The organism is Roseateles sp. PN1, from assembly GCF_038419725.1.
In the GTDB taxonomy this organism is placed as follows: domain Bacteria; phylum Pseudomonadota; class Gammaproteobacteria; order Burkholderiales; family Burkholderiaceae_C; genus Paucibacter_A.
Genome location: NZ_JBCARA010000009.1, coordinates 128,753 through 143,857 on the forward strand (window position 1 = coordinate 128,753; position 15,105 = coordinate 143,857).

At 65.4% G+C, this 15,105-nt stretch carries 13 protein-coding genes; 5 read left to right on the plus strand and 8 right to left on the minus strand.

Annotation, left to right across the window (positions count from 1 at the left end; all coding sequences use genetic code 11):
• Positions 1-61 precede the first annotated feature (61 nt).
• The 5 genes from AABB87_RS15010 to AABB87_RS15030 form a co-directional block, all read right to left on the minus strand.
• The gene (locus AABB87_RS15010; RefSeq protein WP_341971988.1) at positions 62-505 is read right to left on the minus strand and encodes a hypothetical protein; all 444 of its coding nucleotides are present in this window, start codon (positions 503-505) and stop codon (positions 62-64) included.
• Complete coding sequence (locus AABB87_RS15015) at positions 502-1,887, minus strand: sensor histidine kinase (protein WP_341971989.1); 1,386 nt, start codon at positions 1,885-1,887, stop codon at positions 502-504. Before AABB87_RS15015 ends, AABB87_RS15010 begins: the two co-directional genes overlap by 4 nt.
• Before the next feature lie 234 nt (positions 1,888-2,121).
• Positions 2,122-2,691, minus strand: coding sequence for a YceI family protein (locus AABB87_RS15020; RefSeq protein WP_341971990.1), 570 nt, complete (start codon positions 2,689-2,691; stop codon positions 2,122-2,124).
• An 84-nt stretch (positions 2,692-2,775) separates the two neighbouring features.
• Positions 2,776-3,408, minus strand: coding sequence for a YceI family protein (locus AABB87_RS15025; RefSeq protein ID WP_341971991.1), 633 nt, complete (start codon positions 3,406-3,408; stop codon positions 2,776-2,778).
• A 25-nt stretch (positions 3,409-3,433) separates the two neighbouring features.
• A complete protein-coding gene (locus AABB87_RS15030; RefSeq protein ID WP_341971992.1) occupies positions 3,434-3,994 on the minus strand; it encodes a cytochrome b in 561 nt (186 codons plus the stop codon).
• A gap of 196 nt (positions 3,995-4,190) precedes the next feature.
• Between AABB87_RS15030 and AABB87_RS15035 the strand changes: the two genes are divergently transcribed.
• Complete coding sequence (locus AABB87_RS15035; RefSeq protein ID WP_341971993.1) at positions 4,191-4,778, plus strand: HD domain-containing protein; 588 nt, start codon at positions 4,191-4,193, stop codon at positions 4,776-4,778.
• Between the two features lie 452 nt (positions 4,779-5,230).
• The gene (locus tag AABB87_RS15040; protein ID WP_341971994.1) at positions 5,231-7,036 is read left to right on the plus strand and encodes an ATP-binding response regulator; all 1,806 of its coding nucleotides are present in this window, start codon (positions 5,231-5,233) and stop codon (positions 7,034-7,036) included.
• Between the two features lies 1 nt (position 7,037).
• On the opposite strand, the gene AABB87_RS15045 is transcribed toward AABB87_RS15040, so the two are convergent.
• A complete protein-coding gene (locus AABB87_RS15045) occupies positions 7,038-7,898 on the minus strand; it encodes an MBL fold metallo-hydrolase (RefSeq protein ID WP_445944876.1) in 861 nt (286 codons plus the stop codon).
• 167 nt (positions 7,899-8,065) lie between these two features.
• Between AABB87_RS15045 and AABB87_RS15050 the strand changes: the two genes are divergently transcribed.
• A complete protein-coding gene (locus AABB87_RS15050; protein ID WP_341971996.1) occupies positions 8,066-8,980 on the plus strand; it encodes a LysR family transcriptional regulator in 915 nt (304 codons plus the stop codon).
• Here AABB87_RS15050 and AABB87_RS15055 read toward each other — a convergent pair.
• Positions 8,973-11,741 carry a M16 family metallopeptidase gene (locus AABB87_RS15055; RefSeq protein ID WP_341971997.1) on the minus strand — a complete coding sequence of 923 codons (2,769 nt, stop codon included), beginning with the start codon at positions 11,739-11,741 and terminating at the stop codon, positions 8,973-8,975. The genes AABB87_RS15050 and AABB87_RS15055 overlap by 8 nt on opposite strands.
• A 203-nt stretch (positions 11,742-11,944) precedes the next feature.
• Here AABB87_RS15055 and AABB87_RS15060 point away from each other — a divergent pair, with 203 nt between their 5' ends.
• Positions 11,945-12,835: a VirK/YbjX family protein gene (locus AABB87_RS15060; protein WP_341971998.1), complete on the plus strand. Its 891-nt coding sequence runs from the start codon at positions 11,945-11,947 to the stop codon at positions 12,833-12,835.
• On the opposite strand, the gene AABB87_RS15065 is transcribed toward AABB87_RS15060, so the two are convergent.
• The gene (locus tag AABB87_RS15065) at positions 12,832-13,845 is read right to left on the minus strand and encodes a GlxA family transcriptional regulator (RefSeq protein WP_341971999.1); all 1,014 of its coding nucleotides are present in this window, start codon (positions 13,843-13,845) and stop codon (positions 12,832-12,834) included. The two genes, AABB87_RS15060 and AABB87_RS15065, sit on opposite strands and share 4 nt — an antisense overlap.
• A gap of 59 nt (positions 13,846-13,904) precedes the next feature.
• Between AABB87_RS15065 and AABB87_RS15070 the strand changes: the two genes are divergently transcribed.
• The gene (locus AABB87_RS15070) at positions 13,905-15,104 is read left to right on the plus strand and encodes an MFS transporter (RefSeq protein ID WP_341972001.1); all 1,200 of its coding nucleotides are present in this window, start codon (positions 13,905-13,907) and stop codon (positions 15,102-15,104) included.
• Position 15,105: the final 1 nt, after the last annotated feature.

The window sequence follows — 15,105 nt, forward strand, 5'->3', positions numbered from 1 at the left end:
AGTGGATGGTGAGTGTGGTGGCCCACACTGTCAGGCAAGTAGGCTGTGGATTCTGACTGAATCAGCCTGCTTTGGTGGGATTGGCGGGCCTAGCGAGCGGCGAGGGCGGTGCCGCCTTCTTCGGCGAGCGCAGCAGCAGCCACAAAAGCAGCAGCATCACCAGGACCGGCGAGGCCAGCAGGCTGCCCAGGCTCAAAGCACCCAGCAGCAAGCCGCCCAGCACCAGGCCGAGGATCAGCAGCGGCAGGCCCAAACTCAGCAGCAGCACCAAGGGCAGGGCGATGCAAATCACCACACCCGCCAGCACGCAGATGGCCAGCGCGCTGACGCTGTCGCCGAAGAAGTCGCTGCCCTCAATGTTCAGCTCCTGGCCGTTGACGCTGACGTGGATGCCCGGCATGTCTGAGAAGGCCTGCCAGAGCGCGCCGCCGGTCAGCATGGCCAGCAGCGCCATGCCGATGGCCAGGATGATCAGAACCTTGAAGACATTGCCAATCGCTCTCATGCTTGCGCTCCTTCATAGCCTCGGCTGCGGTAGGGCACGGTGATGCACACCACGCAACCCGAGGGCTGGTTTTCTGTAATGGACACGGCCGCTTTGGCGCCGTACAGCAGGTTCAGGCGTTCGCGGATATTGGCCAGGCCCACACCGGTGCCGGCGGTGGCGGCGCGGCCGAAGCCTAAGCCCGTGTCGGCCACGCTGACGGCCAGCTTTCCGTGCAAGATCTCGGCCTTGACGGTCAGCGTGCCGCCCTCGGCCTTGGGCTCCAGGCCGTGCTTGATGGCGTTTTCCACCAGGCTTTGCATCATCATGGGCGGGAACTCGGCGGACAGCAGGCCATCGGGCACATCGATCACGGTGTTCAGCCGCTCTTCCATGCGCACCTTCAGAATTTCCAGATAGGGCTTGATGACGGCCAACTCGCGGCCCAGGTCGCGCACGCCGCTTGCATTGGCCTCGCGCATGGTGGGCATGGAGGCGCGCAGCAGGGCGATCAGGTTCTTCTGCATGATGGAGGCGCGCGGCGGGTCGGTTTCGATCAAGTGATCAATCGAGGCCAGGGTATTGAACAGAAAGTGCGGCTCCACCTGGGCTTGCATGGCGGCCATGCGGGCTTCCACCACCTGGCGCTTGAGCGATTCGGCCTCGGCCGTTTCGGTTGCTTGTGCGGCCTTGACTTCGGCCTGGATGCGGCCCTTGTAAGTGATCTTGATGATGGCCGAGGCCAGCACCAGCAAGACCGAGAGATTGGACAAAAAGTCCCCCAGGCTGATCACCGTGGTGCGCTTGCGGGTGCCGCGGGTGGCTTCGCGCACGGCGTCCCTGGTTTCACGCGCGGCTTCTTGGGCCGCTTCACGGGCGTCTTTGACGGATTCCTCGATGCTTTGCTGCGCCTCTTCGATCGCGCTGCGGATTTGCTCCGTGTCGGCGCCCTGCGGCAGGTCGATGCGCACGCCAGGCAGGCTGTCGTCGGCCTCGCCCTCATTGCCCGAGGCTGCGGATGCGCTCGCGCTGGCCGCAGTTGCAGGCGCGGCGCCCTTACGCGGCGAGATGCGCACGCCCTTGTCGTCGATGCTGATCTCGAAGTGGACGGGCTTGTCCAGCTTGGGGACGGCTTTGATGGGCTTGCTGCTGCTGGGCGGAGCGGGTGGTTCGGGCTGGCTGACCGGCTCGTCAAACAGCACCTGCTCCTTGATGCGCCAGGTGAAGGGGGGCAGATCTTGCAGGATATTGGCCGCAATGATCAGGGCCAGCGACAAGACCACAAAGCGCCGCCAGCTGATGCTGACCAGCCAGCTGGCATAAACGTGGAAACCCGCCACCACGGCTTTGGCGAAAGATTGCCAGCGCGAGTAGATTGTTGGGGGCAGGGGGGCAGCGTTCATGGGAGGGGGACCTAGCTTCGTCGTTTGTTCGCACTGTACGCAAGCCAGGCGGGCTCAGCCCGGTGTAGGCGATGCGCTGTGGCGCCAAACGGCTGAAATGCAGATCCGGGCGATAGTCCGTGGCGCTCTGCCGACAAAAAACAAGGCCCGTGCCCCTGGGTAGGGGGACGGGCCAATGCTTGACGGTGCTGGCGGGGCGCAGGAGGTACGCAGCCCCGCCGGAGTCGAAGCAGATTACTGCTTGACGGCTTCGACCTGGATGACCAGCTTGACGTTCTTGGGGAAGCCGTAAGCCAGGCCGTAGTCGATGCCCCACTGGGTGCGGTCGATGACGGCTTCAAAGTCGCCGCCACAGACTTCGCGCTTGAGCATGGGGTGCTGGAAGCAGTTGAAATGGGTGGCCTTGAGGGTCACCGGTGCGGTCTTGTCCTTCAGGGTCAGCTGGCCTTGCACTTCGCTGACCTTGTCGCCGTTGAAGCTGAACTTGTCGCCGACGAACTTGGCGGTGGGGAACTTGTCGGACGAGAAGAAGTCGTCGCCTTGCAAATGCTTGTTCATGCCAGGCACGCCGGTGTTCACCGAGGCGATGTCGAAGCTGATTTCGACCTTGCCGGTCTTGGCGGCCTTGTCGATCTGAACCGTGCCTTCCTTCTTGTCAAAACGACCGCGGTTGGTCGAGGTGCCGAAGTGCAGGATCTCGTAGGTCACGAAGGTGTGGGTAGGCTCGATCGTGTAGGTGGCGGGTTCCGCCTGGGCCAGGCCGCACAGGCTCAGTGCGGCGATGAAAAAAGCTGCTGTCTTCATGAATGGTTCCTTCTTGATTGCGTGGGTTGAGGTGGTGCGAGGGAAATCGAACAGAGAGAAATCGAGTAAGGTGGCGCGGCGTGGTTACAGCGCGGCCACGCCGTTGAAGGCAAGTTTGAACTTCACTTGCACTTCGTTGGCCACCATGGAGGTGTCGGCCCATTCGCCGTCGCCGATTTTGAATTCCAGGCGCTTGAGTACAAAGCTGCCGGTGGCGGTGCTCAGCTTGCCGGCTTGCGTCAGGGTGATGGGCACGACGATGTCGCGGCTCTGGCCCTTGATGCTCAGCTTGCCGCTGACTTCAAACTTGCCGCCGCCGATGGCTTTGATGGCGCTGCTCTGGAAGCTGGCTTGGGGTAGCTTCTTGCTGTCAAACCAGGCCGGCTTGGCCAATTCGGCATCAAATTCGGCCGCGCCCAAGCTGACGCTGGCCAAGTCGATGGTGAAGCTGACCCGCCCGGCTTCGGGCTTCTTCGGATCGAAGGCCAGTTGAGCGTCAAAGCGCTTGAAGTGGCCGTCCACCGGCACACCCATCTGCTTGCTGATGAAACTCAGCTGGCTCTGGGCGGCCAAGAATTGAATTGGTGTCGCGGCAGCAGCAGCCGGCGCGGCGGCGGGCTTGGCCTGGGCTTGAGCGGCAAATGCGGGTAGCAGCAGGGCGCTGCTCAAGGCGAGTGCGCTCAGGGTAGAGCGGCGCAAAATTCGGGCGGTGTTCATAGGACTCCTTGGACAACGAGTAGGTTCAACGGCCACGGCCGGGCAGCATGCGCTGGACCAGACCGTCGCGGTCGATGAAGTGGTGTTTCAGCGCGCCGCCCACATGCAGCAGCACCAGCAAGGCCATCGCCCAGGCCAGCAGTTCATGGGCGTCTTTGAGCAGATCGGCCAGGGCTTTGTCCTTGGGGACGAAATCTGGCAAGGGGATCACGCCGAACCAGACGATGGGGAAGCCCGCCGCCGAGCTATAGGCCCAGCCGACCAGAGGCACGGCGAAAAACAGCGCGTACAAGAGACCATGGGTGATGTGGGCCACAAAAGCCTGCCAGCGCGGCATGGGCAAATCGGCGGGTGGCTTGTGGCTCAAACGCCAGAGCAGGCGCAAGGCTGACAGGGCCAGGATGGTGACGCCAGCCCATTTATGCCAGTTGTAGAGCTTCAGCCGATTGGGGGAGAAGGGCAGATCCGCCATGTACAAGCCCATGCCGAAGGCTCCCATGATCGCCACCGCCAGCAGCCAGTGCAGGGCAATCGCGGGGGCGCTGTAGCGGGTGGCGGCTGAGGACGTGGCGATCTGATGACGCATGGCGAAGACCCTGTCTGAGCTGTGTTGACTTGACGCTAGTGTGAACCCTGGCGCCTGAGCGCGGATTCACCCCGCTTGACGCCAAGGTTCAGTGAATTTGAACACCCCTGGTAGCTCTGACGCAGCCGCGGGGTCATGTCATGCCCTGGTCACAGGCGGCGGCACAAGATAGCGGCTGCAGTTAAGGGGTTGTGAGATGGATATTGTTTGCAAGATCGAAGCCTTGTTCGAGCGCCGTGGCGCCACGCTTTACAGCGGCGAACAGCTGGCGCGCCGGGAGGCGGTGACTGCGCAAGCCCATGCGCTGCAATGCGCTCAACTGGCCGAATGGGCGCATGCCGACAACACCCTGGTGGCGGCCGCCCTTTTGCATGACCTGGGCCAGTTGCTGGATGGCGCCGCCGATGATGCGCTGCGCAATGATCACCATGAGTTGCGGGCGCTAACCTTTCTTTCCGGTGGAGGCTTTGGTCCCGCTGTGCTGGAGCCGATCAGCCTGCATGTGGAAGCCAAGCGCTATCTGGTGGCCACCGATGAAAGCTATGGCGAGAGCTTGTCTCTGGCCTCACGCCATTCGCTGGCCTTGCAAGGTGGGCCGATGAATGCGGAAGAGCGCCTGCTCTTTCTGGCTCAGCCGCATGCCAGCCGGGCCTTGCAGCTGCGCCGCTGGGACGATCTGGCCAAGCACCCCGGCAAGCGCACGCCGCCCTTGGCCTATTACCTGGACCTGCTTGACGCAGTTTTACGGGACAGCCAACAAGTCAAACGCGTGGCTGTTGCCTGAGGCGAGCCCTGTTCGCGCAGGCCCATGTCTTTCGGCATCCCTCTTGAGAGGGATAGCGGTGGCGCCAAGCGCGGGGAATACTGGGCACCAGATTGACATGCCGCCTGGACCTCGGCGTGTTGATCGAGGGGAGGAGTGCTATGCCGACAATCAAAGCCCGCAAGGGTGGCGATTGTCGGCTTAGTTTTTTGTGCCGACCGTTCATGCGCAGGCTTTGGGTTTGCGTGCGCAGGGCGCCCTCAGCGAGGGGCTGAACGCAGCTTTGGGGCAGCATCAGTCGTGCGCCGACTTGAATCGTTAGTATTCACCTTCGGTGCGTGCGTCAGAACACCCAAACTGGGGTGTTCGTACCGGTCTCGCCCAGTCGCGCGGGCAGTATGCTCGGTGGCTTTGCAAAGTGCGGCGCTTGGCCGCGCGCGCGAAGCGCCGTGAGCGCTTGTTTGGGACCCGTCATGAATTCGAATGGCTCGCAAGAGCAACTAGCGGTCGATGAGGAATTGCTCCGTTTCCTGGCACGCCAGGGCCGTCGCATGCCCGTGCCGGTGGGGCTCAGCGCCGTGCTGCTCGGCGCCATCGCGGCCTACGGCAATTCGGCGGTCACGCAAGCGCTGAGCGCTGCCTGGGTGTTGGCCGTTTTGGCGGTGCTGGCACTGCGTTGGTATGTGCTGGGCCTGCTACCCGATCTGCATCAGCTGAGCGTGCGCAAGCGCTTGAGTTGGGTGACCGCCCTGAGCGGCTTTTGCGGTCTGCTGTTCTGCCTCACCCTGCTGTTTACGCCCTGGATGAGTGACTACGAGCGCATGGTGCAAACCATCCTCTTGCTGGGCTTGTGCGCGGGCGCGGTGGCGTCCACGGCAGGCTACTGGCCGGTATTGCTGGTGTTCATGCTGCCGCTGTCTTTCTTCAACAGCCTGGCCTGGTTTTTCCATTCGGCCTCACATCAGCTGTGGTGGATGGACTGGGCCTTGGGCATGCTGATCCTGGGTTTTGCGGGCGTCTTGGCCGTGATGGCGCGCGATGGTCACCGGGTGTTCGTCGATTCGGTGCTGATCCGCCTAGCCCAGGCCAAGAGTAATCAGCAGCTCAGCCTGGCGTTGCAGCAGGCGCAGGCGGCGATGCAATCACGCACCCGCTTTCTGGCCTCGGCCAGCCATGACTTGCGCCAGCCCATGCACACCTTGTCGCTGTTCGGTTCGGCCCTGGTTCGGCGGCCGCTGGATGCGGCCACTTCGTCGATTGCCAGCCAGATGAATCAGGCCGTGCAATCGCTGACCGCGCAGATGGACGCCTTGCTGGATATTTCCAAACTCGACGCGCAAGTGGTGCCGGTCAATAGCCAATGCATCTCGCTCGCCCAGACCTTGCAACGCCTGTGCCAGGAAATGCGCACCGCCGCGGCGGCCAAGGGCCTGGTCCTGGGCCTGAACTGCCCGGCCGATGCCTTTGTGGACACCGATCCGGTTTTGTTGGAGCGGGTCCTGCGCAATCTGATCGACAACGCCATCAAGTACACCGAGCAGGGCCATGTCGATGTGAACGTGGTGCAGGCGGGCAGTGGCGAGTCGGGGCTGTGGCGCATCGATGTATGCGACACCGGCGTGGGCATTGCCCTGCCTGAGCAGAGCCAGGTGTTCGAGGAGTTCTACCAAATCGGCAACCCTGAGCGTGACCGCGCCAAGGGACTGGGCCTGGGCTTGTCCATCGTCAGCCGTTTGGTTGATTTGCTGGACTTGCACCTCGACCTGCGCTCGCAACCCGGTGAGGGCAGCTGCTTCAGCCTCAGCGTGGCAGTGGCCAGCTCAGCCTTGCCCTCCGCTGCGCCAGGCGGCGAGGCCGGTGCGGCCACCGCTCTGGCGCAACTGCCCCATGTGCATGTGCTGGTGCTGGAGGCCGAGGCGCCGGTGCGCCAGGCCATGCAGGCTTTGCTGAACAGCCATGGGGCCGAGGTCAGCCTGGCCAGCACCGCCCGCGAGGCCGTGTTGACTAGCCTGCAGCGCCGGCCCGACATCGTGCTGACCGATCTGCGCCTGCAGGGCGGCGAGGAAGGGCTGCAGGCACTGCGCTCCTTGCGCAGCGCCTTGCCGCAGCTGCCTGCCATCCTGATCACCGGCGACACCTGCCCGGAGCGTTTGCGCGAGGCGCATGAGGCCGGCTTGCTGGTGCTGCACAAGCCGGTGCTAGAGGCGCAGCTGCTGAGCGCGATCAAGTCCGCCTTGGCCATGCCTGTTGAAGCCGCGCCAGCAGCCGTGGCGGCCTAACTTACCACTTCATCTCACCCTTGTTGACCTTTGCGCCGATGTCCAGGGCGATGCCCAGTCCGGCTTGCGGGTAGGCGGTCTTCATGGTCTCGATCAAGCTGGCAGCGTCCTTGGCCTTGGGCAACTCGGACTCGAAGCGGACCAGATAGTCGCGGGTGTAGCGCAGCGACGAGGCGTCCTGAGCGGTGCCGGGCAACATATGGCCGGGCACGACGGTGACGGGCTTGAGCGCGCTGATGGCGTCAATCTTGGCGACCCAGTCGGCACGCGAGGCGCTGGTTTGGGTGTCGGCGGTCCAGGCGTGCAGGCCGCCGAAGATGTTGACGCCGCCCACCACGGCCTGGATGGACGGGATCCACACATAGCTGCGATGCGCCAGGCTGTCGTGCAGGCCGCGCACTTCCAGGCTCTGGCCTTCCAGCGTCAGGGTCTCACCCGTCATGGCCACGGGCAGCACCGGTTGGCGCGGCGCATTGCCAGCCAGCTTGGGGCCCCAAAACTGCACTTTGCCCTTCACCGAGGCTTCAATCTTTTTCAGCGTCGCGGCGCTGGCCACGATCTTGGCGTCAGGGAATTCGGCGTGCAGCACTTCCAGGCCGAAGTAGTAGTCCGGGTCGGCGGCCGAGATGTAGATGGTGCTGAGCTTCTTGCCGCTGTCCAGCACGGCGGCGGCCACGCGCAGGGCGTCGGCGCGGGTGAAGCCGGTGTCCAGCAGCACGGCTTCCTTGGCGCCGCTGACCAGCACCGAGTTGACATGGAAGCTGGCCGGGCCGTGGTTGATGACGGTCAGCGTCAGCGGGGCGGGCTCAGCGGCGGCGGCGGGCTGCACGGCGCTCAAGGTGGCGGCGAACAGGGCACCCATGCCGAAGGACTTCAGCAGGCGGCGCAGGCTTGGGTTTTGGGTCGAAAACATGGTCTGTCCAATCAGTTGTGTTGCGATGGATGAACTTTATTTGCTCTGAATCGCAAGATAAACAGCGATTGGATAGACTGTTTGTTTCCTAAATCGATCGAATCAAGGTGGTGACCATGGACAGATTGCGGGCCATGCAGTTGTTTGTTGAGGTGGTGGAGCGCGGCAGCCTGACCGCGGCGGCCGAGCATTTGCAGATGTCCCGCGCCATGGCCTCGCGCCATCTGGAGGCGCTGGAGCAGTGGTTGGGCGCCCGGCTTTTGCAGCGCAGTACCCGGCGCCTCAGCCTCACGGAGGCTGGCACGCAAGCTTTATCGTCCTGCCGGCAGATGGTGGCCTTGGCCGACGAAACCCTGCAGGCGGCCGGCAACCACCAGCAAACGGTGCAGGGACAGTTACGCGTCAGCGCCAGTGCCTCGTTTGCGCAAGGCCCGCTGGCGCCGGCGGTGGTGGACTTTCTGCGCCAGCACCCGCAGACCCGCATCGAGGTGCTGGTGCAGGAGCGCGCGGTCAATCTGGTGGAAGACCGCATCGATCTGGCCCTGCGCATCAGCAATCAGCTCGACCCGCAGCTGATTGCCCGGCGCTTGACCTGGTGCCGCTCCGCGATTTGCGCGGCCCCGGCCTATCTGGCCGCGCAAGGCCAGCCGCAATCACCGGCCGATTTGATGGATCACGCTTGCATGGCGCACCAGCTTTACAGCCCCGATGCCTGGCGCTTGCAGCGCGGCGCCGAGCGCGTGGTGGCCAGCCTGCCGCAGATCCGCCTGAGCGCGAATGACAGCGTGACGCTGCTGCGTGCCGCGCTGGCCGGGGGCGGCATCGCGTTGTTGCCGACCTATCTGGCCGGGCCTTTTCTGGCCAGCGGCGAGTTGCAGCGCGTGCTGCCCGAGCATGAGCCCGAATGCCTGGGCCTGCACGCCGTCTACACCAGCCGGCGCCACCAGCCGGCGCTGCTGCGCAGCTTCATCGACTTCTTGGCGCAGCGCTTCGATGCGGAGTTGCCGTTCTGGGATGTCGGCGCTAATTGATCTCGCCCGCGTAGGCCAGGCGCAAGGCATCGACGCGTAAATGGCGCTGCAGGGCGGCGTTGAGCTGCGTCAGCGTGAGCGCTTGGATGGCCTCGTCCAGCGCTTGGGCGCGCAGCAGGCTGTGGCCGCGATACAGGCCGCTGGCCAAGCTGGCGGCTAGGTGGGCGTCTTGCATGCGGGCCAGGCGCCGCTCACCCAGCAGGGCTTGCTGGGCGCTGCGCAACTCGGCCGCGCTGGCGCCTTGTTGGCTGAGTTGGCGCACCTCTTCCCGCAGGGCTTGCTCCAGCTGCGCGCGCTGCTGCGGGGCGAACAAGGCGCCCAGATGCCAGACGCTGTTGAGGTCCGGCCCACCCCAGCGCCAGTAAGACCAGACGTTGTAGGACAGGCCTTCGCGCTCGCGGATGCGTTTCCACAGGCGTGAATCGCTGCTGCCGCCGAGGATCAGGTTCGCCACCAACAGCGCTGCGTGATCGGCGTGCTCATCGTTCACTGCCAGGTCCAAGCGCGCCAGCAGGGCGGCATTGCGCTTGTCGGCCAGCAGAAGCTGTTGCAGCGCTTGCGGGGCACCGGCCTCAACCTTGGCATCGGCCAAGGGGCGGGGCAGGGCGGCGTAGGCGGCGGGGGCTTGCCAGTCGCCCAGCGCTTGCTGCAGGGCCGCGCTCAGCTCGGCGGGATCAAAGTCGCCCACGGCGGCGAACTGCGCGTGCGTGCTGCCGTAAAAGCGCTGGTGAAAGTCGCGCAGCTGATCGAGGCTGACGGCTTGCAGATCGGCCGCCATGTCGTCAAAGCTGCGGGCATGGCGCACATCGCCGCGCGGCCAAGGGCTCAGCGTCTGCGCCAGCGCATTCGCGGCCAGCAGCTCCGGGTCGTTGCGCTGCGTTTGCAGATTGCCCAGCAGCTGCGCGCGCACCTCATCGAGCAGCGTCTGCTGCCACAAGGGCTGGCGCAAGACTTCGGCCACCAGCTGTACGGCGGCAGCGGCATGCTGGCGCTGGCTGCGCCAATTCAGCGTGAGGCGATCGGCCTCGGCGCTGATTTGCAAGTTCATCTTCAAGGCGTCCATGCGGTCGCTGAGGGCCTGGGCATCCAGGCTTTGCGTGCCCTTGCCCAGCAGGCCGGCCAGCAGTTCCGCCACCGCCGCCTGGCCGCGCAGATTGTTGGCATCGCCCATGCGCAGCACAAGCGTTGACTCCAGCATGCCGCCGCGTGTGGGCTTGGGCAGCAGGGCCAGGCGCATGCCGCCGGGTAGTTGGCTGCGCTGGGTCAGGCGCTCGATCTTGGCCGGCCGCGTGTCAAAGGCGGGCACGGCGGCGGGGCCCGGGCCGGGCTTGAAGTCGCGCAGGGCATGGCCCGCATCGACAAAGCTGGGCTTGGGGGCGCGCTGCGGCTGTTCGGTCGGCAGGTAAAGCACCAGGGTCCGATTGGCGGGCAGCAGGCGCTCGCGGGCCACGCGTTGCAGCTCGGCCAGGCTCAGCGCCTTGACGCGGTCCCGCAGCAGAAAGTAGAGCCGCCAGTCGCCCTGTCCCACGGCGTTGGACAAGGCCAGGCTGAGGCTCTCGGCATCGGCGAACTGCTGCTCCCATTGGTTGAGCCAGCGGGTCTTGGCACGCTGCAACTCTGTCGCGGTGATGGGCCTGGTGCTCAGTTCTTCTTCCAGCACCTGCAGCATTTCGCGCTGCATTTCGGCGGGATCTGCGCCTGCCGCGAGTTCGGCCGTCAGCATCATCACGCCGGGCTCGGCACGCAGCTCATTGCTGGCGCTGATGCGGCTGGCCAGCTTGCGCTCGCTCACCAGGCGTTGGGCCAGCCGCCCGCCTGGGGCGGCGCTGAGGATGTTTTGCAGCAGCTCGATGGCGGCATAGTCCGGGTGCGCGGCGGCCGTGGCGTGATAGGCCGCCCGCAGCGCGGCCACGCCGCCGCTGCGGCGGATCACCACGCTGCGTTCGCCGTCCTGGGCGGCTTCCAGGGTGTGGCGTGGTGCTGCGGCGCTTTCACCGGTACTTGGCCCCGCGGGCAAGGCGCCAAAGCTCTGTTGCACCCAGGCCAGCGCTTTGATGGGCTCGAAGCTGCCGCTGATGATCAGCGTGGCGTTGCTGGGCTGGTAGTAGCGGCGATAGAACTGGCGCAGCTGGCTGGCCTTGATGTTTTCTACATCGCTGCGCGTGCCGATCACCGGGCGCTTATAGCTGTGCCACTGGTACATGGCGGCCAAGGCGTGTGACTCCAGGTTGAAGTCGAGATCACCGTCGCTGATGTCCATCTCGCTGCGCACCACGCTCATCTCGGCATCCAGGTCGGACTGGCGGATCAGGCTGTTGCGCATGGCATCGGCCTGCCAGGCCAGCAGCCAGCGCAGCTTGGCCTCATCGGCGGCGAAGCTGGCGAAGTAATTGCTGCGGTCGTGCCCGGTGCTGGCATTGGCATTGATGCCCAGGCGGCTGAAATCCGCCCAGGGGCTGGGGTGGCGCGGCGTGCCTTTGAAGATCATGTGCTCCAGCAAATGGGCTAGGCCGGCCTCGCCGTAGCTCTCATGCTTGGCGCCGACCCGGTAAGTCATATTGACGTGGGTGCTGGGCTTGGAGTCGTCGGGCGCCAGCAGCACTTGCAGGCCGTTGGTCAAGCGGTATTCGCTGATGCCTTCGGCGCTGGTCTGCAGCCGCGGCGCGGCCCAGGCGGATGCTGCGGGCTGCAGCAAACTCAGGCTCATGAACAGCAGCCGCAGCGGCTTGATGACGGAGAGGTTGGAGGAGGACCCGGGCATGCAGTGATGAGCGAAAAGATGGCGGAGGCGGCAAGCGTAGCAGGCGGGTGTTGCCTCTTGCGGCAGAGCCGCGGCAATGGCGCTCAGGGCCTGGCGAAATCAAACCGGCGGCCCACCCGCAGCGCCGGCAAAGTCAGGGACAATTCAACACCGCGCGAGGCATCCGCCCAGCGCCTGTTTGCCTCAGCCCCGTCAGCGCCTGCATGAACTCAAAACCGGTTGCCCTCAAGCCCAAGGATCGCGCCAAGATTCTCATCGGCAGCCTTTTGCATCCGCGGCAAACGCGGCGCTGGCTGCAGTTCGTCGGCCAGAACGAGATCCTGCAAGACAAGCTGGCGCAGTTCCCCTTCGCACACAGCAAGATCTACCGCCCCTATTTGTCGAACCGCCTGTGCTGCGCCAAGCGGGTCGATGTCTTGATTGCCCATTACCGTTTCCTGAGCGACTTCGGTCTGAGCGACTGGGTGCGCGACGCCTCGCAGCAGCCACAGCCCTTGGTGCAGCTGGCGTGCAAGTCCGGCGCCAACATGGCACTGGAGCTGAGCGCCATTCACGAAGGTCACCGCGAAGGGGAGTTGTGCCTGCGCTTGGTCTACAAGGGTGAGTACATCTTTGCCGCTTCCCTGGTGGTGTTCGAGGAAGAGGGGCAGCCCTGCCTGATGCTGGGCCGCCTGCAAGGCAAGGCCACCGATCAGGCCCGCGAGCTGGTGCGCGAAGCCACCAAAGACCTCTACAGCACCCGCCCGGCCGGCTTGCTGGTGCTGGCGGCCAGGCATTTCGCTCATTTGCTGGGCTGCTCAAAAGTGCTGCTGGTCAGCAACCACAACCGCATCAGCATCAATCTGTGGCGGCGCTGGCACATCACCTCCAATTACGACCAGATGTGGACGGAGATGGAGGCGGTGCAGCGCCCTGACGGCAATTACGAGTTGAGCGCGCTGGATAAGCCCTTCATCGACATCGAGGCCATAGCCTCCAAAAAGCGCTCGGAAGCGCGCAAGAAGCTGGCCCTGCTGGAAGCGATGTTTGAAGGCCTGGCGCTGAGCCTGAACACGGCGCGCAGCAGCGGCAGCAGCAACGCCGCCAAAGCCTAAGCCTGCCTGGAAAAGCGCTGCCGGTATTGCTCCGGCGTGATGCCGGCGTGGCGCTTGAGGCTGCGCTGCAAGCTGTCCACCGAACCGAAGCCCGCCTTGTGCGCCACCCGGGCCAGCGGCCAGGGCGTTTGTTCCAGATGGCTTTTGGCGCAGTCCAGCCGCAACGCTTCGACAAAGCGCGCCGGGGTCTGCCCGGTTTCCTGCCGGAACTGGCGCGCAAAGTGGCGCTCGCTCATGGCCACACGCTGGGCCAGTTCGGCCACGCCCAGGTCGGCTTGCGGATGCTCATGCATCCAGCTCAGCAGATCCCGGAAGCGATGGCTGGCCCGCGTCTGCGCCTGCAGGCCGGCTGAAAACTGCGATTGCCCGCCCGGCCGGCGCAAGTACAGCACCAGGTCGCGCGCCACCGCGAGTGCCACCGCCTGACCCAGATCGGCCTCCACCAAGGCCAGGGCCAGATCAATTGCGGCCGAGATGCCGGCCGAGCTGTAGAACGGCGGGTCGGCCACAAAGATGGCGTCGGGCTCCAGCGCAATGCCGGGGTACTGGCGCGCCAAGGCCGCGCAGGAGCGCCAATGCGTGGTGGCGCGCCGGCCCTCCAGCAAGCCCGCGCCCGCCAAGGCAAACGCTCCCGTGCACACACTGCCGACGCGCCGCACCACGCGGGCCTTGCGGCGCAGCCAGGGCAGCAGGGCGTGTGCCGTGCCGCCGGTGTCGAAGGCCTGTTCGTCGCCGCCTGCCACCAGCAAGGTGTCGATGCTGCCGCGTAGCTCGGCAATGGGGACGGAGTCGGCCCAGCTCAGGCCCGAGTTGCAGCGCACCGTGCCGCCGCTGGGCGAGGCCAAGATCAGCCGGTAGGCCGGTGCCTGGCCCTCGCGGGCGCTGAACTGCGCGGCCTTGGTGAAGACCTCCCAGGGGCCCGTCACATCGAGCGACTGGCAGCCCTCGTAGGCCAGCAGCACGATGACGCGGCTGCGCCGAGCGGCCGTGTTGGCTTGAGTTTCTGGCATGGCTGAATTTGCGGTGATGTTGTCAGAACAGACATGCTACGCCTGCCTAGACTGGACGCATGAATGAATCCAAACTGCAAGTCTGGCTGTTGGTCTTGTGCCAAGCCCTCTATGTGTGCGCCTCGGCCATCGGCCTGACGCTGACCGGCCTGGTGGGCCTGAATCTGGCGCCCTCGCAGGCACTGGCCACTTTGCCCTTCGCCCTGGTGACGGTGGCCACGGCCTGCAGCACCATCCCGGTGTCACTGGCGATGGCGCGCTGGGGGCGCAAGCCCTTGTTCCTGCTGGGCGCCTTGGCCGGTGGCGTGGGCGGAGGCCTGGCGGCCTGGGCCATCGTGCGGGGCAGCTTCACCCTGTTTTGCCTGGCCATGCTGTTCCAGGGCTTGTTCCAGGCCAGCGCCCAGTACTACCGCTTTGCGGCCACCGAAGCGGCTGCGGCCGACTTCAAGGCCAGGGCCATTGGCCTGGTGATTGGCGGCGGCGTGCTCGCGGCCGTGCTGGGCCCCACGCTGGCTGCCTGGGCGCGGGATGCGTTAGGGCCGCACACCTTTGCCGGCTCCTACCTGGCGGTGCTGGGTTTGGCGTTGCTCTCTAGCCTGGTGCTGGTCAGGCTGCAAATGGCCGCGCCCCCCGCATTGCCGGCCGGCCAGGCCGCCACACCCTGGCGGCGCATCGTCAGCCGCCCGGCTTTCATCGTGGCGGTGGCCAATAGCGCAGTGGCCTATGCCGTGATGATGTTTGTGATGACGGCCACGCCCTTGGCCGTGCTGGGCTGCGGCCTGAGTGTGGGCGCAGCGGCCACGGTGATCCAGTGGCATTTGTTCGCCATGTTTGCGCCGGGCTTCTTCAGCGGCAAGCTGGTGGCGCGCTGGGGTGTGCAGCGAGTGTTGCTGCTGGGCACCGCGCTATTCGGCCTGGCCGCCTTGCCCGCTTTGCTGGGGCTGACGCAGCTTCATTTCGGCATTGCGCTGGCGCTCAATGGCCTGGCTTGGAACCTGATGTTTGTGGGCGGCACCAGCTTGCTGGCCCAGGGCTTCGCGGCCGACTCCGCCGTGGACCGGGCCCGCGCCCAGGCCGCCGGTGAGTTCATCACCTTCGCGGCCGTGGCGGGCGCTTCACTGGCTGCCGGCGCGCTCTACGCCAGCCAGGGCTGGGCAGCGGTCAATCTGCTGGTGCTGCCGCTGCTGGCCTTGGCTGTGGGCGCCACCCTGTGGCAGCAACTGCAGCAGCGCGCCGGCCGGCTGGCGGCGAGCGCTTAAG